The sequence below is a fragment of the Epilithonimonas sp. JDS genome (assembly GCF_021261315.1).
Classification (GTDB): Bacteria; Bacteroidota; Bacteroidia; order Flavobacteriales; family Weeksellaceae; genus Epilithonimonas.
Window position 1 is genome coordinate 939,198 of the sequence record NZ_JAJSAX010000001.1, and the last position, 25,266, is coordinate 964,463.

The 25,266-nt window shown below is 36.8% G+C and carries 24 protein-coding genes and 1 riboswitch; of the genes, 6 read left to right on the top strand and 18 right to left on the bottom strand.

What is annotated here, in order from left to right; genetic code table 11:
* Positions 1-65 precede the first annotated feature (65 nt).
* The 9 genes from LUD75_RS04420 to LUD75_RS04460 all read right to left on the bottom strand — a co-directional run bounded on the left by LUD75_RS04420 (position 66) and on the right by LUD75_RS04460 (position 9,298).
* Positions 66-800 carry a hypothetical protein gene (locus tag LUD75_RS04420; RefSeq protein ID WP_232704459.1) on the bottom strand — a complete coding sequence of 245 codons (735 nt, stop codon included), beginning with the start codon at positions 798-800 and terminating at the stop codon, positions 66-68.
* On the bottom strand, positions 766-1,284 hold the full coding sequence (locus tag LUD75_RS04425; protein WP_232704460.1) for a sigma-70 family RNA polymerase sigma factor: 519 nt from the start codon (positions 1,282-1,284) through the stop codon (positions 766-768). The genes LUD75_RS04420 and LUD75_RS04425 overlap by 35 nt, the downstream gene beginning before the upstream one ends.
* Positions 1,285-1,795: 511 nt before the next feature.
* Positions 1,796-3,052, bottom strand: coding sequence for a serine hydrolase domain-containing protein (locus tag LUD75_RS04430; RefSeq protein WP_232704461.1), 1,257 nt, complete (start codon positions 3,050-3,052; stop codon positions 1,796-1,798).
* Between the two features lie 115 nt (positions 3,053-3,167).
* Positions 3,168-4,100: a 2-hydroxyacid dehydrogenase gene (locus LUD75_RS04435; RefSeq protein WP_232704462.1), complete on the bottom strand. Its 933-nt coding sequence runs from the start codon at positions 4,098-4,100 to the stop codon at positions 3,168-3,170.
* Positions 4,101-4,197: 97 nt separating this feature from the next.
* Positions 4,198-4,716, bottom strand: a complete 519-nt coding sequence (locus LUD75_RS04440; protein WP_232704463.1) for an acyl-CoA thioesterase — start codon at positions 4,714-4,716, stop codon at positions 4,198-4,200.
* On the bottom strand, positions 4,688-5,365 hold the full coding sequence (locus LUD75_RS04445; RefSeq protein ID WP_232704464.1) for a hypothetical protein: 678 nt from the start codon (positions 5,363-5,365) through the stop codon (positions 4,688-4,690). Before LUD75_RS04445 ends, LUD75_RS04440 begins: the two co-directional genes overlap by 29 nt.
* A 93-nt stretch (positions 5,366-5,458) precedes the next feature.
* On the bottom strand, positions 5,459-6,127 hold the full coding sequence (locus LUD75_RS04450; RefSeq protein ID WP_232704465.1) for a T9SS type A sorting domain-containing protein: 669 nt from the start codon (positions 6,125-6,127) through the stop codon (positions 5,459-5,461).
* Between the two features lie 161 nt (positions 6,128-6,288).
* Positions 6,289-8,391 (bottom strand): TonB-dependent receptor plug domain-containing protein, encoded by a 2,103-nt coding sequence (locus LUD75_RS04455; RefSeq protein WP_232704466.1) that lies wholly within the window; start codon positions 8,389-8,391, stop codon positions 6,289-6,291.
* A gap of 121 nt (positions 8,392-8,512) precedes the next feature.
* Positions 8,513-8,603, bottom strand: a riboswitch (TPP riboswitch).
* A gap of 26 nt (positions 8,604-8,629) precedes the next feature.
* The gene (locus tag LUD75_RS04460) at positions 8,630-9,298 is read right to left on the bottom strand and encodes a WG repeat-containing protein (RefSeq protein WP_232704467.1); all 669 of its coding nucleotides are present in this window, start codon (positions 9,296-9,298) and stop codon (positions 8,630-8,632) included.
* Between the two features lie 714 nt (positions 9,299-10,012).
* Between LUD75_RS04460 and LUD75_RS04465 the strand changes: the two genes are divergently transcribed.
* The 5 genes from LUD75_RS04465 (at position 10,013) to LUD75_RS04485 (ending at position 16,880) form a co-directional block, all read left to right on the top strand.
* Complete coding sequence (locus LUD75_RS04465; RefSeq protein ID WP_232704468.1) at positions 10,013-12,793, top strand: bifunctional aconitate hydratase 2/2-methylisocitrate dehydratase; 2,781 nt, start codon at positions 10,013-10,015, stop codon at positions 12,791-12,793.
* A 311-nt stretch (positions 12,794-13,104) separates the two neighbouring features.
* The gene (locus tag LUD75_RS04470) at positions 13,105-15,375 is read left to right on the top strand and encodes an aconitate hydratase (RefSeq protein ID WP_232704469.1); all 2,271 of its coding nucleotides are present in this window, start codon (positions 13,105-13,107) and stop codon (positions 15,373-15,375) included.
* Positions 15,376-15,520: 145 nt separating this feature from the next.
* Positions 15,521-16,048 carry a hypothetical protein gene (locus LUD75_RS04475; protein WP_232704470.1) on the top strand — a complete coding sequence of 176 codons (528 nt, stop codon included), beginning with the start codon at positions 15,521-15,523 and terminating at the stop codon, positions 16,046-16,048.
* Complete coding sequence (locus LUD75_RS04480; protein ID WP_232704471.1) at positions 16,045-16,452, top strand: helix-turn-helix transcriptional regulator; 408 nt, start codon at positions 16,045-16,047, stop codon at positions 16,450-16,452. Before LUD75_RS04475 ends, LUD75_RS04480 begins: the two co-directional genes overlap by 4 nt.
* 2 nt (positions 16,453-16,454) lie before the next feature.
* Positions 16,455-16,880, top strand: a complete 426-nt coding sequence (locus LUD75_RS04485; RefSeq protein WP_232704472.1) for a hypothetical protein — start codon at positions 16,455-16,457, stop codon at positions 16,878-16,880.
* A gap of 33 nt (positions 16,881-16,913) precedes the next feature.
* On the opposite strand, the gene LUD75_RS04490 is transcribed toward LUD75_RS04485, so the two are convergent.
* The 9 genes from LUD75_RS04490 to LUD75_RS04530 all read right to left on the bottom strand — a co-directional run bounded on the left by LUD75_RS04490 (position 16,914) and on the right by LUD75_RS04530 (position 22,954).
* Positions 16,914-17,294 carry a hypothetical protein gene (locus LUD75_RS04490; RefSeq protein ID WP_232704473.1) on the bottom strand — a complete coding sequence of 127 codons (381 nt, stop codon included), beginning with the start codon at positions 17,292-17,294 and terminating at the stop codon, positions 16,914-16,916.
* Between the two features lie 13 nt (positions 17,295-17,307).
* Positions 17,308-17,859 carry a sigma-70 family RNA polymerase sigma factor gene (locus LUD75_RS04495; protein WP_232704474.1) on the bottom strand — a complete coding sequence of 184 codons (552 nt, stop codon included), beginning with the start codon at positions 17,857-17,859 and terminating at the stop codon, positions 17,308-17,310.
* Between the two features lie 220 nt (positions 17,860-18,079).
* The gene (locus LUD75_RS04500; protein ID WP_232704475.1) at positions 18,080-18,655 is read right to left on the bottom strand and encodes an acyltransferase; all 576 of its coding nucleotides are present in this window, start codon (positions 18,653-18,655) and stop codon (positions 18,080-18,082) included.
* 12 nt (positions 18,656-18,667) lie between these two features.
* Positions 18,668-19,390 carry an SDR family oxidoreductase gene (locus LUD75_RS04505; protein WP_232704476.1) on the bottom strand — a complete coding sequence of 241 codons (723 nt, stop codon included), beginning with the start codon at positions 19,388-19,390 and terminating at the stop codon, positions 18,668-18,670.
* Positions 19,387-20,601, bottom strand: coding sequence for a fatty acid--CoA ligase family protein (locus LUD75_RS04510; RefSeq protein WP_232704477.1), 1,215 nt, complete (start codon positions 20,599-20,601; stop codon positions 19,387-19,389). Before LUD75_RS04510 ends, LUD75_RS04505 begins: the two co-directional genes overlap by 4 nt.
* Positions 20,601-20,819, bottom strand: a complete 219-nt coding sequence (locus LUD75_RS04515) for an acyl carrier protein (protein ID WP_232704478.1) — start codon at positions 20,817-20,819, stop codon at positions 20,601-20,603. Before LUD75_RS04515 ends, LUD75_RS04510 begins: the two co-directional genes overlap by 1 nt.
* An 84-nt stretch (positions 20,820-20,903) precedes the next feature.
* Entirely contained in the window at positions 20,904-21,593 is a 690-nt protein-coding gene (locus LUD75_RS04520; protein WP_232704479.1) for a LytTR family DNA-binding domain-containing protein, read from the bottom strand.
* A complete protein-coding gene (locus LUD75_RS04525; protein WP_232704480.1) occupies positions 21,594-22,610 on the bottom strand; it encodes a histidine kinase in 1,017 nt (338 codons plus the stop codon). It abuts the gene before it with no gap.
* Positions 22,607-22,954 (bottom strand): hypothetical protein, encoded by a 348-nt coding sequence (locus tag LUD75_RS04530; RefSeq protein WP_232704481.1) that lies wholly within the window; start codon positions 22,952-22,954, stop codon positions 22,607-22,609. Before LUD75_RS04530 ends, LUD75_RS04525 begins: the two co-directional genes overlap by 4 nt.
* A gap of 177 nt (positions 22,955-23,131) precedes the next feature.
* On the opposite strand from LUD75_RS04530, the gene LUD75_RS04535 reads away from it, so the two are divergent.
* Positions 23,132-25,231: an outer membrane beta-barrel family protein gene (locus tag LUD75_RS04535; RefSeq protein WP_232704482.1), complete on the top strand. Its 2,100-nt coding sequence runs from the start codon at positions 23,132-23,134 to the stop codon at positions 25,229-25,231.
* The last annotated feature ends 35 nt before the right edge of the window (positions 25,232-25,266 follow it).

Sequence of the window (25,266 nt, forward strand, 5' to 3'; positions counted from 1 at the left end):
GATCGCCATTTTGATTAGATCTAGTTTGAAAATATTTTCAGTTGCGATGACATTGATTTTAAAAATTAATAATTAAGAATCCTGTAAAAATCGACTTGATTTTGGGCAGATTCTGCGTGGTTTATGGTTTGGGTAACGTTACTTGCAAAATAATTAAAAGCATTCTCGGTAACCGCAATGGCTTCTCCTTCATCATAAATTGGTTTTCCGTTGATGATCACATAATTCGGATTGTAATCTGAAATGGATTCTGTCGGCACCTGGATCTGCTTTTGTTCTTTGTTTGATTGATTTTCCTGTTGCGCCATCAGTTTTTCAAATTCTTGTCGGACAAGATCTTTTACTAATTTGTCATTTGCAGTTTTATCAACTTTCTGAATTTCCTGATTTGCTAAAACTGGTTTCGGCGTTGATGTTTGTTCTATAATCTCTTCAACCGGAGCAATTTTTTCTATTTTTTCTTTCTTCGGAATATTTGGATTTTTAGCAATTGTAGTTTCAATTTTATGAGTCTGATTGAACATCCAAAGTGCGCTGATTCCCATTAATAAAACCATACTTGCCGCCATCCAATACATTTTATAAGATGTTTTCTTAACTGGAAGCGCCACTATTTTAGGCTCTTCTGTTTTCTTTAAGAAATCCTCGAAGCTGATATCCAGTTTTTCTTGTTTCTCTTCTTTTAGAAATGAGAAATATGGGTTTTCGCTTTCATTTTTCAGGAACAATTCCTCTTCCGGCGTCAGCTCTTCGCCTTCAAAGAATTTAGATTCCCAATCCTTGTATCTGTCGGTTTTCATACGCATAGAGTTTGTTAATTGATTCTTTCACTTTTTGTCTTGCTCTCATCAGGTTCACGCGGACTGCATTTTCTTCCATTTCCATTATTCCCGCTATCTCTGAGATTTCATATTCTTCTACATCTTTCAGGTGAATGACCATCTTTTGTTTTTCCGGCAGTTGGGAAATGAATCCCAAAATCTGCTCTTTCATATTATTGGTTTCGATCTGGTAAAGTTCCGATGTGTGTTTTGTCTGGCTTGCAAATCCCAATTTCACTTCGTGGTGTTTCAGGCGGTTGAGACATTCATTTTTCACACTTCTCATTGCGAAACTTTTCAGATTTTCGACTACTGTCAATTCTTCTTTCTTCTGCCAGAACTTCATCATCAGGTCCATTACAACATCTTCGGCTTCATCTGCACTCATCAGAAACTTTTTCGCAAAACGGAACATCTCATTCTTGAGACTGTAAACCGTTGATTGAAATATTTCTTGAGTCATATTGATTCTTTTAATGTTTGAGGTTCAAAGTTTTAAGTTTTGAAACGCTTAGAGTTCTTGGTTGTTTAAAAGTAAGACATCTGTAATGTAAGTATTATTACATCAAATATAAAAAAAGAACCTTAATAAATAATAAAGTTCTGATAATCAATATATTAATTTAATGTTTTTTATTTGAGGAAATTTCGATTAAATTCAATATCAAAGGAATTTTAGGTTTTTTATAGATCGCTCCTCTGGAGCTTTAATTAGGCGTATAATTTTATTTCTACCAACAGGTCACCGCTCTGCGCTTTTTCATAACAGTGAAAATTTACTTACGATATTTTGTCATAGCGCAGGAATCTCAAATTTAAATTGACCACGTTAAGCCAATTCATTAGTTTCTACAAAATGAAAAATCGTGGATTTATAATAAAATGTTGATTACTGCGAAGCGCGCCCCGACTTGAATGGATCCCGATGTAAAATCGGGAGGGAATGGAAGGCGGATAAAGGCGCCCAAATAATTCTACAACTCGCCGTTGCCTGCAGCTGCAGTATCCTTTTCAGCACCAACCGGATTCATTGTTTTGTTGAATTTATCTTTCTCTAAAGGAAAATCCTCAAACAATCCGGAAAGTGCCAAAGCGGAGTAAACTTTCCCGGAATATTTGTTTCCGATGGCAATAATAGTAACTTTCGATTTCAAAAGATGTGCGAAAACCGAATTGGTTCCGTGCCACCAGCCGTTGTGATAAGTGAGTTTTTCGCCATTATCAAAATTCTTCATCCTGAATCCGAAACCGTAATTGTTGATTCCTTTTTTCTCGTTGCTGTAAGGTTCGAAAATCTTGGCTTCAAGTTCCGGTTTCAGGAAATCCTTGGAATATAACGCCACTGAGAAATTAAGCAGATCTCTTGGCGTAGTGTAAACATTTTTGTCACCGTAAATCAAGTCCAGCTTATCCAATGGATAAAGTCTGTAGCCACTGAAAAACGATTGAGACGCTGTCGGAATATCTTTTTTCTGAAAAATGTAGGTATGATTCATCTTCAAAGGTTTGAAAACGATTTCCTGCATAGCCTCGGGAAAAGGTGTTGCGGTTACTTTTTCCACAATCAAAGCCAGAAGTGCAAAATTGGTGTTGCAGTACATAAATCCGGTGTTGGACATTCTCGCCAGATCCGGTTTGTACTTGATCAGCATATCCAAAACATCCTGATTGGTAAGGAATTCTTTTTTAAGTTCTTCCGGCGCCGGTTTTATGCCCTGATCGAAATGTTCGTATTTTGGAAGTCCGCTTCTTTGAGATAATAAGCTGAAAACGGTGATTTCAGGATATGGAAATTTTGGAAAAAATTTGGTAAGATTGTCTTCGAGTTTCAGTTTTCCTGCGTCTATTAATTTCAAGACAGCCATTGCGGTCATTGTTTTGCTGACCGATGCAACGTGAAGCGGCGTATTGGCATCTATTGGCATTTGCTTGCCTTCTCTGCCAAATCCCCTGTATTTTTCGAAGATGATTTTGTTGCCTTTCGCTACCAAAACGCCACCACTCAGGTCGCCCTGTTCCCAGACCTTTTGATAATAATTATTGATCTGGGGCAAAATGGAAGTTTGGTTTGGTAAAGTCAATTCTTCCGGTGTGAAAACTTTATCTAAATCTACGTTTCCATAATTTGGAAGTTTGGAATCGTAAGTTTCTGCTGTAGATTCTTTTTCTTTTTTACAAGAAACAATTGATAAAGTGATAAAAACCGATGTGATTACTTTTCTAAAATTCATTATGATCCAAACTTCGTTAAGGCACGCAAGTTAACATAAAATGAAATTTTGACCGACTGGAATTGTCTTAAGAAATGTTAAATAAGTGCTTGAAACTTTAATTAAATTTAAGAGTCTAAGCGGTAAAATTGTCAATAATTTTATCTACAATCACTTGAGCCAATTTGATTTTGCTTTGATGAGTCCAGCCGCCAATGTGCGGCGTAACAATCACTTTGTCAGAATCTAACAGAAACTGCAGATCCGAATTTTCCGATTCCAAATTTTCAAAAGATGACTTTTCATATTCCAAAACATCGAGACAGGCACCAAGAACTTTTCCACTTCCAATTGCTTCTACTAAAGCTTTAGTTTTTAAATTTTTGCCTCGCGCTGTATTTACGAAATAGAAATTCTTCTCCATTTTCGTAATGAAATTTTCATCAACCAAATAATGGGTTTCATCAGTCAAAGGAATATGAAGACTGAGAACATCAGCTCTTTTTTGAAGTTCTTGCAAAGAAACCTGCGTTGCAAATTCATCAGAAAGATTTGGTAAAATATCGTGGAAAATAACTTCAACACCAAAACCGGAAAGTCGTTTTGCTGTTGCTTTTCCCATATTTCCGTAACCAATGATTCCAAAAGTTTTCCCTAGTAATTCGTCACCGCGATTTTCCTCACGCTTCCAGATTCCGTTTTTCACTTCATTGGATGAGATGAATAATCGGTTCATCAAAATCAATAGCATTCCGACCACATGTTCCGCAACAGAATCCCGATTGCCTTCCGGTGAATTGATCAATTTGATATTTAATTTTTCAGCAGTTTTCAGATCGATGTTTTCCATTCCCGCTCCTACTCTTGCAATGAATTTAAGATGCGAGGCTTTGATCAGGAAATTTTTGTCTAATGGAATCCGGCTTCTGATAATAATACCTTCATAATCAGAAATTTTTCCCAAAACCTCATCATACGTCGAAATATGATCTTCTTCCACAACAAAACCTCTGGCAGTAAGCTGTTCGGAAATAAGCGGATGGTTTTTATCGAGCTGAAGAATTTTCATTAGAATAGGAATTAAATTTTATACGTAAGAATCATTGTTAAAAAATTAAAAAACGGACTCTAATTATTAAAGTCCGTTTCTAATTTATATTGAAAAACTATTCTCCCAAGAACAATTTTTTGAGTTCTACAGAATCTGTTGGTTTCATTCTTCCGGATAGGATTAATGACAGTTCTTTTCTTCTTTTTGCGGCTTCAAAACGTTCTATTTCAAGTTCTGTTTCGGGAACTAATTCCGGTACTTTCGCAGGTTTTCCGTCGGTATCAATTGCGACAAAAGTGTAAATCCCTGAGTTGGTGTGAATCTTCTTCTGATTGATGGGATCATCCAACCAAACATCTACATAGATCTCCATAGACGTTGAAAATGCGCGGGAAACTTTGGATTCCAAAACTACAATTCCACCCTCGGGAATCGGATGATCAAAGGAAACGTGGTTTACAGATGCCGTTACCACTCTGGTTTCGCTGTGTCTCGTGGCTGATATAGATGCTGCGCGGTCCATTCTTGACAACAGTTCGCCTCCGAAAAGATTTCTTAATGAATTGGTTTCGTTGGGTAAGACGATATTCGTCATTACGGTAAGGCTATCTATTGATTTTTTGGATATGTGCATTCTTTATCGGTTTTATACTATCTTGTTTGATTGAATCTTGTTTGTGAATTGCAGCATTTATCGGTTCTGCTTTTTTGACAATTTTCTTTGTCGGAATTTGGGATGACTCACCAAAAATCAGCTGCTGATCTCCAAAAAGGAAAAGCGCTGCCGATCCGAGAATGATCAAACCCAGAAATGTCCAAATGACATTTTTATTGAAAGCGTAATCTCCCGAAACTACAATTTGCTTTCTAGCAGGATTTTTCAGTGTCTGAAGATTGATGGTTTCCAGTCCAAAAATATCATCTTCGTTGTCTCTGATTTTGACTACATTCTTATGTTCATCAAACTGAAATTGTCCCAGATTTTCGAGACTTAAAGTTTGATTGGATTTTAATTTCTCGATCCATTTTGCCACCTCAATTTTCAGATTTGCCTGAGTTGTAAAGAGGTTGGAATTGGTTTCATCAGCAATATATTTTGCCAATTGATTATCAAAAACCATTGGTTGATATTGGAAATCAATGCTTTCTTTTGGTGGGATAATCATAGAATTTTCCGCATCTATCTTAGCAGATTCTTTTGTAAGTTCGAAAACTCCAAAATCCGGGACTTCTGCTTTTTGATTTTTCAGAAGATATTGATATAAATAATACTCAAAATTCATTTGGCACAAAACTACATATTTTTTGAGGTTATAGAAAATATAAAAGGCTGCTTTTTACAGCAGCCTTTTGAATTTGATATGAATAGTTAAGGTCTAGTTGGCAAATTTTACAACTTCTGAAACATTGTTTCCAGAAATCTGTACCAGGAATAATCCTTTTTGAGAAACGTTCAAATCGATTGGATTTCCGTTTGCATTCACTTTCATAGTTTTGATTACTTTACCTCCGAAGTCATAAACCGTAAGATCTACGTTTCCTTTTGCAGAAGTGAATAATTTACCTGCAGCCACTTGAGATTTTCCTTTTCCGTTAGCTTCAGAAACGGCTAATGAAGTAAGTGTTGTAGGGCCTTCTAAATCTCTGTCAGAGGACTGGAAATCTGCACCGTTGGATTTGTTTTTGAAAACCACACCAATTCTTTGAACTACAGTTCCAGAAGGCATTGTAGAATTAGATCCAGTGAAAAGCTTTGTGTTCAGGTTGATTGTCCCAATGTAAGCATTGTCTGCTGCACTCCAAGTCATTGTAGTATTGGAGTTACTCCAGGCATCATCAAAATTCCCTTTGTTGTTGTCGCCATCTGTTTGAGAAGACCAAACGTGAACGTAAAATGTAGGCTGGCTTTGCGGATCGTAGAAACTGTAATCTCCGGTTTTACCATAAGTCAGTTTGTACTCACCGTTGCTTACAGTGTAAGTAAGTTGCCCGAAAGCTGTAGCACTCGCTAATAAAGCAAGTCCTAGAAAATAAAATTTTCTCATAAATGTTAATTTTTAAGGTCTATATTAATTAATCCACAATGCGCCTCACAATTGCATTATGAACGAAATGTAAAACTAACATTAATTTCAAATTAACAAATAAAAATCTGCTATTTCAGGCCAAAATTCAATTAACTTACTGAAAATCAAAGACAATAATTTTAATTTACCTTAATTGAAACCCCAAACATGAAGTTAATTCCGGCTTGAGAGAAGTAATACGGTCCACTAAAACCGTTGTTGACATACTTAACATCTGTGAAATTATTTAATAAGAATCTCAAAACGACTTCATTTTTTTTGAAAGGCAATTTGTACGAAACATTAAAATCCGGAACCAGATAATCGTCCAACTGATTCACTTTATCTCCGGAATTATCCAAAAATTGCTTGCCGACATATTGCGCCGTCACACCAAGATTGAAATTCTTAAAAGGAGAATAAGTGACATTTCCATTCGCAATTACATTTGGAGAAAATGAGATGTTTGTTTTTCCGTAATTCACCAGTCCTTCATCTGTTTCTGAAATGAATTCCTTATTTTTATTAGAACTCAAAGTTGTGTTCGCAGACAATTGTAATTTTTCCGAAAATTTGGCTAAAAGACCCAACTCAATCCCTGCTCTGTAACTTTTCCCGCTGTTAGTTCTGATGAATTCCCCAACATTATTGATCTGGCCATTCAAAACCAATTGATCTTCGTAGTACATATAATAAGCATTCGCTGTGAAAGCCACTTTCCCAACCTGTTTTTCAAATCCAGCTTCGAAGTCGTGCAGTGTTTCTGCTTTTGTATCAGGATTGGCAAAGAGATCATCACGGTTTGGTTCGCGGTGCGCATTGGCATAAGAAAGGAAAATTTTTCCGTTTCCTATGTTATAATTGACACCGGCTTTCGGATTGAAGAAAGTCCATTTTCTGTCGAGATCTGCACCTTCGTAATCGCCTGCTAAGAGAATTTTTGTATCGTAATCGATATTTCGCATTTGTAAATCTCCGAAAATCTCAAACTGCCCTAATTTATAAATCGCTTTCGCAAAACCTGAAATTTCATTTTTGACTGATCGGTTTCGGTAATATTCCGACTCATTTATTTCTGGTAAGAAAACGCCAGTCACATTTCCGAAATGTCTTCCATAATACTGATTGGCAACTGCGCCGACATTCAGATCAAGGTCTCCTAATTTTCCATACAAAGTAGAAATTACTCCGTAGAAATCGTTATCCAGCCATTTTTTTCTGATAAAATCCGAATATTCTTGTTCCTCGCCATTCACCACTTGGTTTGGCAAATTATATCTGGCGAAAGGATCACCTTGTTTGTAATTTTCGTAGTAACCTTTTCCTTTGGTATAATGTGCAGTAGTTTCGAGTTTCCATTCATCTGAGAATCGCTGATTCCACAGGAATTGATAATGGTTTTGTCTGTAATTGTCGGTCTCATTATCATAATACCCTGTGATGTTTTCCCAATTTGCATCGTAGATTGCTCCGGAATAATTGAATCTCGGATTGGTTTCCCAAGTCGCTTTATCAATCCCATTCCATGCCTGATATGTTTTTTCTTTACCTCCGAAAGCCAAAAACCTCAACTCTGTATTTTTCTCTTGGAACAAAGCAGAGAAGTTATAGGAGTGCAGATCGGAAAAAGCCCTGTCAATAAAGCCATCAGAATGAATGTGCGTATATCTTCCCATTACGGACAAACGGTTTTTCCAGAACTTTCCCGAGTTGACCTCAGCAGAATATTTGTAAGTATTGAATGAGCCATAAGAATCATCCGTCTTCACAGAAAATGTATCTGCAGGATCTCTGGAAATCACATTTACACTCGCTCCGAAAGCCGAAACACCATTGGACGAACTTCCCACACCACGCTGAATGACAATTTGTGAAGCTGAACTCGTAAGATCCGGAACGTTTACGAAAAAAGTTCCTTGCGATTCCGAATCATTATAAGGAACACCATTCAACATCACATTGATGCTTGTTCCAGCAGTTCCTCTGATCCTTAAACCTGTGTAGCCAACACCATTTCCTGCATCGGAAGTTGAGATGACAGACATTTGATTTTTGAGAAGAATCGGTAAATCCTGACCCAGATTCTTATCGGCAAGATCTTTTTCAACATTGATGATGGATTTCGCAACCGGAGTTCGTTTGGTGAATTCTACAGCTTGAATACTTGTAACTTGTACAGAATCTGTAGTTTGTGAAAAATAAAACGGAGCAATGAACACTCCTAAAAAAAGTAAACCTTTCATTCTTAAAAAATTTTGTTTGTTAAAATTATTTTAGAATAAAAGGGGCGACTATAGGTATAAATGATGATTTATAAGCGATAAACGATCCTTCGGCCGTTGATCAATTATCTTTTATGCTTTATCATTTATAATGATGCATCCCTAAACAGCATTACCTGTTCCAGGTTCATTGGGTATAATCTCAGCTTGTGACAGCACCCCTTAAATTTCTGACTGCGAAATTACAATTTTTTTCGAATTAATAGACCTTATTGTTTTTATCTACATAAAAATAATTCTTACCATCCTTTGAAACTTCGAATAGATGAGCCGTTTTCCACGAAAGATTGGTCTTAATATCATTATAGATAAAGGGAACAATGATCTTATTCTGCTTGTCCACAATCCCGAATTTGTTATTCATCACAGCAATGATCATCGGATTCTCCCTATCACTTTCCAAAACATAAAGCATCTGATATTGCGGATAGATATCAAAATCTTTGTATCCGCCGACGTCCACATTTTCCTTGCTTACCAATCCGTACATTCCGTTCAGGATAAAAGCTTTGTATTTTGACATCTCATACGGTTGAGAACATATACCCAGATCAGATTTTTTGTACTGATAGACTCTTTTTCCTTTTTTATTAATGCGATAAGAAATGTTGTTTTTTTCCACCGTCGCATAGTTTGCGGAACCGAAAATTCTGGCGTTTTTGTTTGGTGAGTTCAAGAGATTACAATCCTCGGAAAAGAACATTGCGATATGATATTCCGGAGTGATAATGACTTTTCCATCTTGATTGATGTAACCGGCTTTCTGATCGATTTTCTGGGGAATCAGTGAAGGTAAAAGATCTTCCTTCATCTGGCTGAAAGCTGAAGCAGAGTAACTTATAAGAATTAAGCTCAATAATTTCTTCATCGGATTGTGTATTAGAGATTTAAAATAAAATCTTTATAAAAGTCTGTGTTTTTCAGCAACGAAAATACGAAAACTATTATTAACACTACAAAAACAAATGTTTTGCTCTTTAAAAAACGTTCGATTCCAAGTTTTAGTTTCTCATTAGTAGAAAAATTAATGATCAGAACAATCAATACTACCAGAATTGAAATTATAAACAAAGGATTGAACTTGAAAGCTTCTAAAAATCTGAAATGAAGCAATTCGTGAAACGCTCTCTGGACACCACAGCCGGCGCATTCGTAGCCTGTAATTGTTTTGAGCGGGCATTTTAGGAAAAAAGAGCTTTTTGAAGGATTGTTAAAAAAATAAAGACAAATCAAACACACAAGAAACACATAAAAAGCAATTTGTTTTTTATTATTTTTAATTAATGTATTGATTTTCAAATTCATAATAATTAAAGACTCGGATTTGTAAAGTAAAAATTAATTTGATAAAATTAGACAATATAGATAGATTAAATCTAATTTATTTTGAATCTAAATTAATCTAATCGTTTAAAAGCGTATAATTTCGTAAATTTGTGCGGTTTAAAAAGAAACAAAATCCTTTCAATGACCACTTTGGACGCAAGTCCTCTGCAACAAACCAAACAGTAGAGTTATAATTTGTAAAGATTAAACTTTCCTTCTATAAATCTACCTTTAACATTAAAAAGAATTTCTATTTATGAATATTTACCAGGATTACATCCAAGAGATTGAAGAAAGAAAAAGCCAAGGCCTTCATCCGAAGCCAATTGATACTGCAGAATTACTTAGCGAAATCATCGCACAAATCAAGGATTCAGACAATGCATATCGGGAAGATTCTCTTAACTTTTTTATTTACAACGTTTTACCGGGAACCACTAGTGCTGCAGGTGTCAAGGCGGAGTTTTTAAAAGAAATCATTCTTGGACAATCTGAAATAGTTGAAATTTCTCCAGCGTACGCTTTCGTATTATTATCTCATATGAAAGGCGGCCCTTCTATAAAAGCATTATTAGATTTGGCATTAGGCGAAAACAAAGATATCGCAAAAGAAGCTGCAGAAGTTCTGAAAACTCAGGTTTTCCTTTACGAAGCCGATACAGATCGTCTGAAAGAAGCTTTCCACAACGGTAACGAAATCGCAAAAGAATTGATTGAAAGTTACTCGCAGGCAGAGTTTTTCACAAAACTTCCGGAAGCTCCTGAAGAAATCAAAGTGGTAACTTACATCGCGGGTGAAGGTGATATCTCTACAGATTTATTGTCTCCGGGAAATCAGGCACACTCAAGATCGGACCGCGAACTTCACGGAAAATGTATGATGACACCTGAAGCTCAGGCAGAAATCAAAGCTTTGCAGGAACAACATCCTGACAAAAGCGTAATGCTGATCGCAGAAAAAGGAACAATGGGTGTTGGATCATCCAGAATGTCCGGTGTAAACAATGTCGCACTCTGGACCGGTAAACAAGCGAGTCCTTACATTCCATTTGTGAATTTTGCACCAATTGTTGGCGGAACAAACGGAATCTCTCCAATCTTTTTGACAACTGTTGATGTAACCGGCGGAATTGGAATTGATCTTCAAAACTGGGTTAAAAAATTGGATGCAGAAGGAAATGTAATCCGTAACGAAAACAACGAACCAATTCTTGAGGAAGTTTATTCTGTAGCGACAGGAACTGTTCTTACTATTAATACTAAGACTAAAAAATTATACAACGGCGACCAGGAACTGAAAGATATTTCTAAATCGTTCACGCCGCAAAAAATGGAATTCATCAAAGCTGGTGGATCTTACGCGATTGTTTTTGGTAAAAAATTACAGACTTGGGCATCAAACCTTTTAGGAATCGAAATCCCGACGGTTTATGCGCCATCAAAAGAAATCACCAAAGAAGGCGTTGGCCTTACTGCGGTTGAAAAAATCTTCAATAAAAATGCTGTTGGTCTAGCACCAGGAAAAGTGTTACACGCAGGTTCAGACGTTCGTGTAGAAGTTAACATCGTTGGTTCTCAGGACACAACCGGTTTGATGACTGCTCAGGAATTGGAATCCATGGCAGCGACAGTTATCTCTCCAATCGTTGATGGTGCTTACCAATCCGGTTGTCACACTGCATCAGTTTGGGATAAAAAAGCGCAGGCTAATATTCCAAGATTGATGAAATTTATGAATGATTTCGGATTGATCACAGCACGTGACCCGAAAGGAGAATATCACGCAATGACAGACGTTATTCATAAAGTTCTTAATGATATCACAATTGACGAATGGGCAATCATCATCGGTGGAGATTCTCACACAAGAATGTCCAAAGGTGTGGCTTTCGGAGCCGACTCAGGAACTGTGGCTTTGGCTTTGGCGACTGGTGAAGCATCTATGCCAATTCCGGAATCTGTAAAAGTAACTTTCAAAGGTGATATGAAAGCACATATGGATTTCCGTGATGTGGTCCATGCTACTCAATTGCAGATGCTTCAGCAGTTTGGAGGAGAAAATGTTTTCCAGGGTAGAATTATCGAGGTTCATATTGGAACGCTTCCTGCAGATCAGGCATTTACATTCACTGACTGGACTGCGGAGATGAAAGCAAAAGCTTCAATCTGTATTTCTGAAGACGATACCTTGATCGAATCTCTGGAAATTGCAAAAGGCAGAATCCAGATAATGATCGACAAAGGAATGGATAACCATCTGAATGTTCTTCAGGGATTAATTAATAAAGCAAATAAGAGAATTACTGAAATTAAATCTGGCGAAAAACCAGCTTTGACTCCGGATTCCAATGCTAAATATTACGCAGAAGTTGTTGTTGATCTTGATGCAATCGCTGAACCAATGATTGCCGATCCTGATGTAAACAACGAAGATGTTTCCAAAAGATATACGCACGATACGATCAGAGACCTTACTTTCTACGGAGGAAACAAAAAAGTAGATTTAGGTTTCGTCGGATCTTGTATGGTGCACAAAGGCGATTTGAAAATCGTTTCTCAGATGTTGAAAAATATCGAAAGACAAAATGGTAAAGTAGAATTCAGCGCACCATTGGTGGTTGCTGCTCCTACTTACAACATCATCGATGAATTGAAAGCGGAAGGTGATTGGGAATTATTGGAAAAATATTCCGGTTTTGAATTTAATGACAACGCTCCGAAAGGCGCTGCCCGTACTGAATACGAAAATATGATGTACCTAGAGCGTCCTGGTTGTAATCTATGTATGGGTAACCAGGAAAAAGCGGAAAAAGGAGATACCGTTTTAGCTACTTCTACCCGACTTTTCCAAGGCAGAGTTGTTGAGGATTCTGAACGTAAAAAAGGTGAATCTTTATTGGCTTCTACGCCGGTTGTTGTTCTTTCAGCTATTATGGGAAGAATTCCGAATATTGAAGAATACAAAGCAGCCGTTGAAGGTATTGACCTGACAAAATTTGCGCCGCCAATCAAAGAATTGGTAGCTGTTGGGCATTAATAAAATTAACAGATAAGTCTCACGACTTTTTTAAAATAATAATTGAAAGATCTTGATCCATTTGGATTCAGGATCTTTCTTTTTTGTTTAGAACTTTTCCAGATTAAACTTGTTATGATTTTTTTAACTGAAATTTAAAATATCAAACTTTAATTTTTAGTAACTTGATAGTTGTAAAATATAATGAATATTAATCCTATTAATCTTAATCTGAAGCTTGTAGGAACAAAATTTGATAACTCTATTGCGAGAGCTTTTCCCCATCAAATAAGGAAAAGTTAATTAATAAAATAACAAAATAAAATCGAGATATGACTTTTGACTTGGACATGATAAAAAAGGTTTATTCTGATTTCGAAACCAGAGTGAACGATGCAAGAGCTTTTATGGGAAGACCTCTTACTTATTCCGAAAAAATCCTTTGCGCACACCTGGATCCAAAACAGGTGAAAGAATCTTTCAAACGTGGTGAATCTTATGTAGATTTTGCACCGGACAGAGTGGCAATGCAGGATGCGACGGCACAAATGGCACTTTTGCAGTTTATGCAGGCAGGAAAAAAGCAAGTTGCAGTTCCTTCAACGGTTCACGCAGATCACCTGATTCAGGCAAGAGTTGGTGCTGCGAAAGACCTCATCGAAGCTGAAAATAAAAATAATGAAGTTTACCAGTTTCTTCAATCCGTTTCTAATAAATATGGCATTGGATTCTGGAAAGCCGGAGCCGGAATTATTCACCAAGTAGTTTTAGAAAACTATGCTTTCCCTGGCGGAATGATGATCGGAACTGATTCCCACACCGTAAATGCAGGTGGACTTGGAATGGTAGCGATCGGTGTTGGTGGTGCTGATGCAGTTGATGTGATGGCCGGAATGGCTTGGGAGCTAAAATTCCCGAAAATGATCGGTGTAAAACTGACGGGAAAACTCAACGGCTGGACTGCCGCAAAAGATGTTATTCTTAAAGTAGCCGGAATCCTTACCGTAAAAGGTGGAACCGGAGCTATCGTAGAATATTTCGGAGATGGTGCAGAATCACTTTCCTGTACCGGAAAAGGAACCATCTGTAATATGGGCGCAGAAGTTGGAGCTACAACTTCAATCTTCGCTTATGATAATAATATGAGCAAATACCTCCGTTCTACAGACAGAGAAGATTTGGCGGATGCAGCAGATGCAGTTGCTCACGTTTTGAAAGCCGATCCGGAAGTTTTGGCAGAACCTCAAAAATATTATGATGAAGTGATCGAGATCAATCTTGATACTTTGGAACCTTATCTAAACGGCCCATTCACGCCAGATTTGGCAACGCCTATCTCTCAAATGAAAGAAATCGCCGAGAAAAATGGCTGGCCAACAAAAATCGAAGTTGGATTGATTGGTTCTTGTACCAACTCTTCCTACGAAGACATCGCAAGAGCAGCTTCCATTGCTAAACAGGCAGGAGAAAAAAACCTAGAAGTGAAAGCGGAATATACGATCACGCCTGGTTCTGAGCAGGTAAGATTTACTGTAGAAAGAGACGGTTTTATAAAAACTTTTGAAGAAATCGGCGGTAAAGTTTTTGCTAATGCATGCGGACCGTGTATCGGACAATGGGCGCGTGAAGGTGCTGAAAAACAGGAGAAAAACACCATCGTTCACTCTTTCAACAGAAACTTTTCAAAAAGAGCTGATGGTAATCCAAATACTTACGCTTTCGTCGGTTCGCCAGAATTGGTAACAGCCTTGGCAATTGCAGGAGATTTGACTTTCAATCCTTTAACGGATAAGCTTAAAAATAAAAACGGCGAAATGGTTCTCCTGGACGAACCAAACGGTGATGAACTTCCTAAATTAGGATTTGATGTGGATGACCCAGGTTATATTGCGCCTGCCGAAGATGGTTCTAAAGTAGAAGTTGTGGTTTCTCCGACATCTGACAGATTGCAGTTGCTGGAGCCTTTTGCACCTTGGGATGGTAAGAATATTACAGGTGCAAAACTTTTGATCAAAGCTTATGGAAAATGTACGACTGATCATATTTCTATGGCTGGACCTTGGCTGAAATACCGTGGACACCTTGATAATATCTCCAACAATATGTTGATAGGCGCTGTGAACGCTTTCAATATGGAAACTAATAATGTTAAGAATGAGGAAGACGGACAGTACAAACCAGTTCCTGATTCTGCAAGACAATACAAAGCAGACGGCATTCCAACCATCGTAGTCGGTGATGAGAATTACGGTGAAGGTTCTTCGAGAGAACACGCAGCAATGGAGCCGAGACATCTTGGGGTGAGAGCCGTTTTGGTAAAATCATTTGCCCGAATCCACGAAACCAATCTTAAGAAACAAGGAATGTTGGCCTTAACTTTTGACAACAAAGAGGATTATGATAAGATCCAGGAAGATGACACGATCAACTTTTTAGACCTTGATCAGTTTGCGCCTGGTAAACAACTGTCTTTGGAATTTGTTCACGCAGATGGAACCAAAGATATCATCATAACAAATCATACTTACAATGCAGGACAGATTGGTTGGTTCAAAGCTGGATCTGCACTTAATCTTATCAAAGCAATGGAGAAAGAAAGTTAGATATAACTATTTAATGCCTTACAAAAACTTCTTACAATATTGTGAGAAGTTTTTATTTTAAAAGTTAAATACTTTCAAAAATAATGTTTAAATTTGTTTAATATTTCACCTATAAGTGAAATTAAATTTGTTAATTAATTAAATAGTGAGTAGATTTGCACACTTGGTTGAGGTAGAACAATTTGAAAATGTAAAATATTTTTCGATTGTGATTGCAGAGGAACCTTTGGAAGAAGGCGAGTCGTTATTTGATCTATTTATTGATAAACAAACCATACAAAACAAAGAAAAGCTCCAACACATATTGGATTGGATTAAACTTATTGGAAACTATAAATACGGAGCAGATGAAAACTTTTTTAGATTTGAAAATGATGCTTCTGCATTGCCACCAAAAGGCAAAGATAGAGAGCCAAGTTATTTGGAAAACGACCAAAATACCCCAAATGATTTAAGACTGTATTGCTTCCGAGCAAATGAGCATGTTGTTTTTCTTTTTAATGGTGACATAAAAACAACCGCTGTTCCGCAAGATTGCCCCAATGTAAAATCACATTTTGATTTGGCCAACAAACTATCCAAAAAAATTAATGAACTCTTCGGAAAAGAAATATTATGGAATAATGATTGTTCCGATATTATCGTAGAAGAAGATTTCTTTTTTAATTTATGAAAAAATCCAAACACAACATTTCTCGCTGGCTACAAGAAAATGCCAATCTAGAAAACACAAGAAGAACAGAAAAAATGTTTGCTCTCGCTTCACGAATTATCGAAATGATGAAGGAACAAGGAATGAACAGAGTTCAACTTGCAGAAAAAATGGGAAAACAACCTTCAGAAATCAGCAAAATTTTATCTGGTTCGCACAATATTACCACCTCTTCTATTTTCGCTATTGAGGAAGCACTGGGAGGAAAAGACATTTTTGTGGTTTCTGGAAAAAAACAGGATTCAAAAGAAACACCTAAATATGTTTATCTAGAAGTTCATCATTTTGAAAAAACTTCGGAAACAAATTATCAAAAAACAAAAATCCCGATTCTTCCTGATACAATGCAAATAAAAGTGAGCTAAAAATGGCTACAAAAGATTTTAATATTAACATTGCCGATTTACAACTTTTTGAAATTGAAGTTGATTCAAATATTTCAATACATAATTGGAAGCAGGAAACTCTACTTTTAAAAATAGGACAAAATATTGCACACAATATAGAAGAAGCGAAAATTAAAATAGAACTTCATATTCGATTAGAATCTAATGAAAGTGGAGACTTTGCGGAGTTTGACATTACGTGTTTCTTTACTATTGACAACTCTGAAAATTATTTGATGGACTTTGAAAACGAAAAAGTTTTCCATCCACAATTAATTACTACGCTTTTAAGTATTTCATTTTCTACTTCGAGAGGAATTGTTTTTGAAAAACTTCGAAATACGGAATGGAAAGAAACAATTTTACCAATTATTTCTCCTGTAAAATTGCTTTCGGACGGAAATTAATAACGCCTCACAAATTGTGAGGCGTTGCTTGTTTTACTCTTTATTTTCTATATTCGAATCTGTTTCCTGTCTGCAAAACTTGGACTCGAATCTTTGTTTCCACATCTGTTTCATTTTTTCGCGTTCTTCTTCAGTGCCGCAAAATCTGGATTCTAATTTTTGCTTCCACATTTCCCGATCATCATTTCCAAAACCATTTCGATTTTTGAATTTCTCTTTCGCATTAGCCAATCCTCCAAACAATATTTTTGAAATCAGCAAAATTCCGAGAGACTGCCAATAGGTAATCGCTTTCACACCCAAAACATCAGGCAAAACCATATTCCAAAGCCATTGGAAAAACCAAATAAACAATCCAATTGCAGCAATAATGCAAGGGAATGCTAACCAAAATTTCTTTTTATGCTTGTTCATTTTTTTTTTAAAATTAATTTTTCAAATCATTGTAAAGTCGCTGCATTCTTTTTCGCAAATGTTTCACCGCATACGACTTTCTGCTGATAATTGTTTTGATGTTTTCGCCCTCTGCATCCGCAATTTCCTGCAAGGTTTTATCTTCCAGCTCGTTTTGAACATAAACCCGTTTTTGTTTTTCCGGAAGTTCGTCCAGAGCTTTCATCAGCTCATCCCAGAAAAGATCTTTGAACATCCCGACTTCGGGATTGTTGCTGTCATCTGCGAGGAGAATGTCTTTCACATTCAGTTCACCGTCTTCGTCCTGGTAGACAAAATCTTCCAGAGATTCTGTTTTTTTCTTGCGATAGCTGTCGATGATTTTATTCCTTGTCACTGAGTATAACCAGGCTCCGACATTTTCCAACTCATTCAGATTGGTCAATCGGCTGGTCTGAAACCAAACTTCCTGTAGAATATCTTCTGCATCCTCTGTCTTTGCCACTTTAGAATTGATAAAGCGCAAGAGTTGAGAGCCGTAATTTTTTACGACTTCTGTAATCGATGCAGATCTGGTTTCGGTCATTTGCTGTAAAGATAGCGAGTCCATATGAATATGACGGTACTCGTGATTTTTTACTTTAAAGTTTGTTGAAAAAAATTGATTTTGCCAGAAAGTTTCGCTCCTACGGAGCTGTTTCAATTTGGAGAATCGATGATCTACACATATTTAGCTCCTTCAGAGCTAATTGTAGTAACCTGACTAAAAAAATTAACTTTTCTAAAAGCCATTAGCAAAAAGCAAATTACATTAAAGGCAGCCTCATCAATTCGTGTTTTCCGAAGATGATGGAGTTTGCAGGCACATTGCGTGAGATCACACAATTCGCCCCGATGATGCAATTGTCGCCGATTGTTACGCCTTTCAGAACGGTGACGTTGCTGTAGATTTTTACATTTTTTCCGATGATGATCGGCGCTGTGTTGAATTTATCTTTGTGCCAGATATATTCCGGTTTGGTATCGAATGCATGATCGTGATCGTAGAATTTGCAGCCTTCTGCCACACACGTATCGTCGCCCAATTCTATCTTTTCCAGACAATTGATGGAAATGTAATGGCTGAGATCGACATTGTTTCCGAAGATCAATTTTCCGCCTTTTCGGATTCTGATGGCGTTATGATCTCTCCAGATTACATTTTTTCCGATTTCAAAATTGGCATTGTCGTCCAGTTCAAAAGTGGTTGCTTTTCCTATTTTCAGATCAGGATAAACTTTGACGCCGGAATGGGAATTCAGAATGCTGAGGGTATAAAGTTTCCCTATTTTATCAATCGTTTTGGGAATGATATTGAGCATTTTGTATATAAAATTGATCATAGTTTTGCGTTTTTATAAAGTCCCCGAATCTACGAAAATCTCCTGACCTGTAATGGATTTTGACCGTTCGTCTGACAAAAACAAAACCGTTTCGGCAACAGATCTCATATCGGTTTCCTTCTTCAGGGCTGTTCTTTTGAAAATTCTGTTCTTGTGTTCCTGCGTCAGTTTTTCGTTCATTGCCGTTTCCATATAACCGGGAACTACGATGTTGGAACGGATGCCGCGCTCGCCCCACTCTCGGGAAATATTTTTGGAGAATGACTGCAAAGCACCTTTGGAAGCTGCATACATCGACAATCCTTTGTAACCGGTGTGCGCACTGATCGATGAAATATGAATAATGCTTCCCGAAACGCGATTGTAGATCATATTCCTGATGGCATATTTCGTGAGGAACATTGGCGAATACAGATTGACATCGAACATTGTTTTCAAATCGTCGTAATTGAGGTTGGTCACAATATCGTCGTAAGCCGTCGCTGCATTGTTGATCAGGACGTGGATCGGAATTTTATTATTAATGAAATCTTTAAAAACTTCCTGCTTAATATTTTCCGGATTAGACAAATCAAAAATTTTGAAGAAAAGATTCTCAGGATATTGATTTTCCAAAGCTTTTAATTCTTCGGATTCTGTTCTGCTGATGCCGTAAACTGTATGTCCGCTTTCGAGAAACAGTTTGCTCATTTCCAATCCTACACCTCTGGAAACACCTGTGATTAGTACATTCATACGATTTTCTTTTTTCCGGTTCTTGTCAATTCTATTTTTTCCACGAAGCTGATTTTCCTTGGGATTTTAAAATTCTGAATTCTCCCGTTAAGATAAAACCTTACATCTTCTTCTTTCAAATCTGAGTCTGGGAGCAATTCTATCTCGCAGCAGATGATGTTTCCAAGCACTGCGTTTGGTTTGCCGAAAACTCTGACATTTCTGATTTTCGGATGCTGCGTCAGCTCGTCTTCCACTTCGTAAGGATTTACTTTGTAGCCGCCAACGTTGACGAGTTCGTTTTTTCTGGATGTAAATCTGAATCTTCTTTGTTCATCATCAATCCATTCGACCAAATCTCCGGTGGCGTAGAAATCATCAATCAAATTGAGCTGCGAAGTTTTTCCGAACAGATTTTTATGAATGTACAATTCGTCATCAACTACTTTTACCAAACCGAAGTGCTTTTCCTGAACAATAAATTCGTCATTTTGAGAGGAAAATAAAGGGCCTGTTTCCGTGGAACCATAAACGTTATTGATTCTTGCATTCGGAAAATATTTTTCGACCTGTGAAATCAAATAATTATCAGACTTTTCGCCGCCAATTGTAATTTTTTTTACCGATTCAAATGATTCTGATAATGGCAAAAGCAATCTGTAAAACGTTGGTGTGGAGGAAAGATTGGTAATTTTATATTTATTAATGGCATTAATGACAAAATCTTTCGATTCCATAAAAACATTGACCAAAAGATTTTGATTCAAGATGGCTTGAAAAAAAACCTGAACACCGGCAACGTGCGTCGGATTGAATGCAAATCCCCAAACATCATTTTTCCGCTCTTCGGAAACATTGATTTTTCTAATGAGATTTTTCAGCGGATGTGTAAATTTTCTTGTAAAACCAGTGGTTCCGGAAGTGAAAAGTGTAATCTCAGAACTGGAATATCTGATTGAATTTACCACTTCGTCAACAGAATGTATTCGCTTCGGATTGTCGATTTTAATTAATTGATTGACAGTAAGATTATTCGCAACAATTTCTTTTTCCGACAGATCAGAATCCATCAAAGCGATGTTTTGCTCATTGACCAAAGCAAAAATCCAGTTGAGAAAAAAGGACTTCAAATTGGGATATACGTAGCAGTCGGTGTAAGAATCTGAAGAATTGATGTGGAGCAGAATTTCATCAAAAGACAATGAAACATCGCGGTCTATAAGGAAAAACATTAGAGTTTTGCGTAGATTTCGTTTACTGTATTTACCAATCCATCTTCGAAAATATCAACGCCGAATTCCTCTTCGATTTTTACGGTAAGTTCAGCTAAATCAAATGAATCGAAATTAAGATCTTCTCTGAGTTGCTGTTCTGGTTTGAGTTCCAAAACTTCGTCCTCGAATTTATTCTTCTTGATAGAATTGATAATATTAAGTAATTTTTCCTGCATCTGTGTAATTGAAATGCAAAATTAAGATTATTTCTGTGTTATACATAATTGAATACGTTTTATTTAGAATAATCCTGCTTCAAACTACCGTTGCTTCAATCTCAGAAAGAATTCCGACTTGTAAGTTTCGCCGATTGGGATTTCTTTTCCGGAATTCAGCAAAGCATTTTTGACATCAATTTTTTCGATTTTATCAAGGTTTAGAATGAAGGATTTATGAACTCTCGTAAAGTTTTCCGGCAGTTGATTTTCAAGAGATTTCAAAGTGTCTAGGACAATATATTCCTGATTTTCGGTTTTGATGTTGACGTAATCTTTGATGCTTTCTACAAACAGGATTTCATCAAAATTGATTTTGTGTTGCTGTCCGGAAGATTTGACGAAGAAATAAGAATTGGCTAAAGTTTCCGTGGTCGGAAATCTTTCCTGCGCTTTCAAAGCACTTTTCTCAAAACGACCGAATGGAATTGGTTTCAGAAGATAATCAATGACGTTGTGCTCATAACCTTCCAAAGCATACTCTGAATAGGCGGTTGTCAAAATATATTTTAATTTATCACCAACGATTTTCATAAAATTGATTCCTGACAATTCAGGCATTTGGATATCGAGGAAAATCAAATCAGCTTCGTTATTTTGAATATATTCCAAAGCTTCAATTGGATTTTCGGAAGAAAAAACAAGTTCCAGGAAAGGAATTTTCATCACGTAATTTTCCAGAAGCTGGATTGCCAAAGGTTCGTCATCTACAACAATGCATTTTATCTTTTTCATTTATTTCAAATCGATTTTCAATTCTACAGAAAATTCGGTTTCGGTTTCGTGGATGTTCAGTTCGTGTTTTTTGGGATAAAGGATTTCCAGGCGTTTTTTCACATTCCCGATTCCAATGCCGGAAAGTGAATCTTTTGACCTCTGTTTTTTGAAGTTTTGAAGATGGAAAGTCAGAGTTTGATTATCATCCGAAATCTTCATCGTAAAACCTTTTCCGCTGAAGTCGCCGTGTTTGAAAGCATTTTCTACAAACGGAACCAAAAGCATTGGCGAAATATTAAGGTTGGGATATTTGATTTTTTTTTCAATCATTAATAATTCTGGGTTTTTGAGTCTGAGCTTTTCCAGTTCTATCAGGCTTTCCAAATAACCAATTTCTTTTTCCAATGGAATGAAATTTTTCTCCAAATCCTTTGTGCTGTATCTTAATAACTGGCTCAATTCCTCAATCGCAGGCAAAGCTTTTTCTGAATTCTGGTAAACCAAGGAATAGATATTATTTAAAGTATTAAAGATGAAATGAGGATTGATTTGAGTTTTTAATGCCTGAATTTTCGCTTCGTTTCTTTCTTGTTCAAGTTTTTGTCTTTCGGTTTCAATCACACCAAATTTTTCCAGCAACCACATTATTCCGGCAATAAAAACATTGATGCAGCCGTAATAAATGTTATCAAAAAAGTAATAAAGCAATCCCGTTTCCTGATTGTAATTTCTGAATCCAAAAGTGGCAGGCAACAAAACTTCTTCCATCAAATATCTGACTGTCGCAAAACAAAGAATCGAAAGGAAAAACGAAAGAATAACCGTGTAAACTTTCTCCTGTCTGAAAACTTTTGGAATAATGACCAGATAACAAATGTAAAACGTGATAATCCCTGCAAGGAAAAAGGTAATTCTCAAAACCGTACTCTGCAGATCGTTCTCTCTGTCGAAGAAATACAAAGGTGTGATCACAGTTCCAAAAAAGTTGAGGCTCCAATAGATGATTTGAAGCCAGATGATTTGTTTCTTTTTCATCGCAGTTCTTTGTTATTAATTAAAATTGGTCTTGAGGAAGAATAATGCAAATGTATAGAAACGGAATCTGAATTTTGATTCTCCATTATCAATTTGCTCTTTTTTGGAAGCCTGTAATTGAGTTGAGAATTTGCGATGATGGTTTTGGGCATATTCAGTTCCGAAACTAGATTTACCGTTGCAGGCGAGAGATTTTTAATTTCTAAAGTGGCAGGCGCTTTCAGCTTTTGTAGGACGATGCTGTCTCCAGGCGCAATTGCCATCGTTTTCCAAACATCTACGCGATGTGCTCCGATGCAGGACGCGATAGATGATAAAATCAGGATTAGAGTTACTTTTTTCATATTCCAAAAATAGGCACAGCAAACACATCCAGAACATCAAATTCTATGAACGCCTGTTTTTTACCGATGAAAATGTTTTGGTCGGATTAAAACCTCATCAAATCTAAACGCTATTTCGAAGGAAAGACTTTGAAAATACATTTGCATCAAGATTTACAACTATCTAATAAACTATTTATGAAACTGAAATATCTATTCATCGCGACAATCTTCTCAACTTTAACATTTGCTCAAACTCAAAAAGACAGTTTGAAGGAAATTGAACACGTCAATATATTGGTCAAGAAAAAATTGCTGGAAAGAAAAGCGGACCGACTCATCTTCAATGTCGATGCATCTATCGCTTCTCAAGGAATGGATGCAGGCGAAACTTTGGCCAACGTTCCGATGCTGAAAGTGGATGAGAATCTGGGAACGATTTCTATCCTTGGAAAAAGTTCGGTAAATGTGATGATCAACGGAAGAATGCTGAATCTCTCCGGAACTGCATTATTAAATTATCTAAAATCCATCCGCTCCGAAAACATCTCGAAAATCGAGGTCATCACAACGCCGCCAGCGAAATACGAGGCTCAGGGAAACAGTGGACTCATCAATATTATTCTAAAGAAAAACCCAAATCTTGGTTTCAGTGGAAACATCAACACAGGTCTGACACAGCGAACTTATTTCAACGGAAGCACGAATGGAACTTTGAATTATCAAACCGAAAAATTAAGTTTAAGTTTAAAGACAAGCTACATCGAAGGTGCAAAACGTGCGGATGAGAGATTCACGATTCTTGGCGCGTCGCAGAATTACAACCGTTCTGTCCGGAAAGATATGTGGCAGATTTTGACGCCGAACCTGAGCGGTTCGTATAAAATCAACAAAAACTCCGAAGTTGGGATGGAATATATTTTCGATAATGGAAAAAACGGAATGGACATTGTGAACACGACGAGAAACATCAGTCCAAAACTGGATGAGAAAAACTTTCTAACCAACACATTTCACAGAGAAAAATCGCCGACACACACTTTCAGTACCTATTATGATTTGAAGCTAGACTCGCTTGGGAAGAAATTGAGTTTTGCAGGGAATTTCTATCAAAACAACAATGAGACGGAAGTTAATTTTTCGACTTTGACCTTACCGGAAAATACGATTCAGGATGTGAAAACCTTGTCGATGATCAAGCCTCAGATTTTCTCCGTTCAAGGTGATTTAGAACTTCCGTTTTTATTTGGAACGATTGAAACCGGCGTGAAATTCAATCAATTCAGAAATTCTGCAGATTTAAAATATCTGGATTGGAAAAACAATCAGTTTGTCATTGATGATGAGAAAAGCAGCACGTTCAATTACCGAGAAGAAAATTACGCGGCTTACGCAAGTTTTGGTAAAAGTTTCGGCGACCATTGGGAAACGAAAGCCGGATTGCGATATGAAAATACATTTGTGAAAAGCACTGTGAATAATTTCAGTTATGGACAATGGTTTCCATCGGCCTTTGTTTCTTACAAGGAAGATAAAAATGTGTTCAGCTTGTCCTATTCCAGAAGGATCAACCGACCAAGTATGAGCAATTTGAATCCTTTCAGATGGTACGAAAATCCACAGTCCTACTCTACAGGAAACCCTTTGCTGACGCCATCTTACATTAATAATTACGAACTGGGTTACACTTACAACAACAAGTTTTCGACCAGCATTTATTATTTAAGATTGAAGAATGCGTTTGGGCAACTCGCTTATCTTGATTTAGAATCTCAAACCGGTGATTATCAAAATTACTACAACAATGATTTTTATGGAATGAATGCTTCGTACACAGACACTTTCTTCAAATTCTGGGAAGCGAACATTACAGCAAATGCTTCGTATCAGACTTCGGAAGTTTTCAATATCAATGCACCAACTTTGAAAGGTTATTCATTAAGTTATTCCATTAATAACACTTTCACATTGAACAAAACAAAGACTATTGCTCTTTTCCTAAACTACGACCAAAGTTTGCCTTACAAAAATGTAAATGCCCGATTTGAGAATTTTTCCAATTTGAATTCAGGATTTAAAATTTCATTGATGGAAAAACAGCTTCAAATCAATGCGACGGTTACCAATATTTTTGGACAGCGCTACAAAGGTCAAATGTATTTTGATGACAGCAAGCAGTTGATGAACAATTATTGGGACGGCAGAAGTCTACGTCTGAGCGTGAATTATACTTTCGGAAACAAAAAGCAGGTAAATAAAAAGAATATCAGTTTTGAGGAGAAAGACAGAGTTCAGTAAATTCAAATTGTAACAAATCAGCAGATTGGGAGTCT

Coding starts and splice junctions, on each gene's coding strand:
- LUD75_RS04420 (WP_232704459.1), bottom strand. CDS start 800: ATGAAAACCGACAGATACAAGGATTGGGAATCTAAATTCTTTGAAGGC.
- LUD75_RS04425 (WP_232704460.1), bottom strand. CDS start 1,284: ATGACTCAAGAAATATTTCAATCAACGGTTTACAGTCTCAAGAATGAG.
- LUD75_RS04430 (WP_232704461.1), bottom strand. CDS start 3,052: ATGAATTTTAGAAAAGTAATCACATCGGTTTTTATCACTTTATCAATT.
- LUD75_RS04435 (WP_232704462.1), bottom strand. CDS start 4,100: ATGAAAATTCTTCAGCTCGATAAAAACCATCCGCTTATTTCCGAACAG.
- LUD75_RS04440 (WP_232704463.1), bottom strand. CDS start 4,716: ATGCACATATCCAAAAAATCAATAGATAGCCTTACCGTAATGACGAAT.
- LUD75_RS04445 (WP_232704464.1), bottom strand. CDS start 5,365: ATGAATTTTGAGTATTATTTATATCAATATCTTCTGAAAAATCAAAAA.
- LUD75_RS04450 (WP_232704465.1), bottom strand. CDS start 6,127: ATGAGAAAATTTTATTTTCTAGGACTTGCTTTATTAGCGAGTGCTACA.
- LUD75_RS04455 (WP_232704466.1), bottom strand. CDS start 8,391: ATGAAAGGTTTACTTTTTTTAGGAGTGTTCATTGCTCCGTTTTATTTT.
- LUD75_RS04460 (WP_232704467.1), bottom strand. CDS start 9,298: ATGAAGAAATTATTGAGCTTAATTCTTATAAGTTACTCTGCTTCAGCT.
- LUD75_RS04465 (WP_232704468.1), top strand. CDS start 10,013: ATGAATATTTACCAGGATTACATCCAAGAGATTGAAGAAAGAAAAAGC.
- LUD75_RS04470 (WP_232704469.1), top strand. CDS start 13,105: ATGACTTTTGACTTGGACATGATAAAAAAGGTTTATTCTGATTTCGAA.
- LUD75_RS04480 (WP_232704471.1), top strand. CDS start 16,045: ATGAAAAAATCCAAACACAACATTTCTCGCTGGCTACAAGAAAATGCC.
- LUD75_RS04485 (WP_232704472.1), top strand. CDS start 16,455: ATGGCTACAAAAGATTTTAATATTAACATTGCCGATTTACAACTTTTT.
- LUD75_RS04490 (WP_232704473.1), bottom strand. CDS start 17,294: ATGAACAAGCATAAAAAGAAATTTTGGTTAGCATTCCCTTGCATTATT.
- LUD75_RS04495 (WP_232704474.1), bottom strand. CDS start 17,859: ATGACCGAAACCAGATCTGCATCGATTACAGAAGTCGTAAAAAATTAC.
- LUD75_RS04500 (WP_232704475.1), bottom strand. CDS start 18,655: ATGATCAATTTTATATACAAAATGCTCAATATCATTCCCAAAACGATT.
- LUD75_RS04505 (WP_232704476.1), bottom strand. CDS start 19,390: ATGAATGTACTAATCACAGGTGTTTCCAGAGGTGTAGGATTGGAAATG.
- LUD75_RS04510 (WP_232704477.1), bottom strand. CDS start 20,601: ATGTTTTTCCTTATAGACCGCGATGTTTCATTGTCTTTTGATGAAATT.
- LUD75_RS04515 (WP_232704478.1), bottom strand. CDS start 20,819: ATGCAGGAAAAATTACTTAATATTATCAATTCTATCAAGAAGAATAAA.
- LUD75_RS04520 (WP_232704479.1), bottom strand. CDS start 21,593: ATGAAAAAGATAAAATGCATTGTTGTAGATGACGAACCTTTGGCAATC.
- LUD75_RS04525 (WP_232704480.1), bottom strand. CDS start 22,610: ATGAAAAAGAAACAAATCATCTGGCTTCAAATCATCTATTGGAGCCTC.
- LUD75_RS04530 (WP_232704481.1), bottom strand. CDS start 22,954: ATGAAAAAAGTAACTCTAATCCTGATTTTATCATCTATCGCGTCCTGC.
- LUD75_RS04535 (WP_232704482.1), top strand. CDS start 23,132: ATGAAACTGAAATATCTATTCATCGCGACAATCTTCTCAACTTTAACA.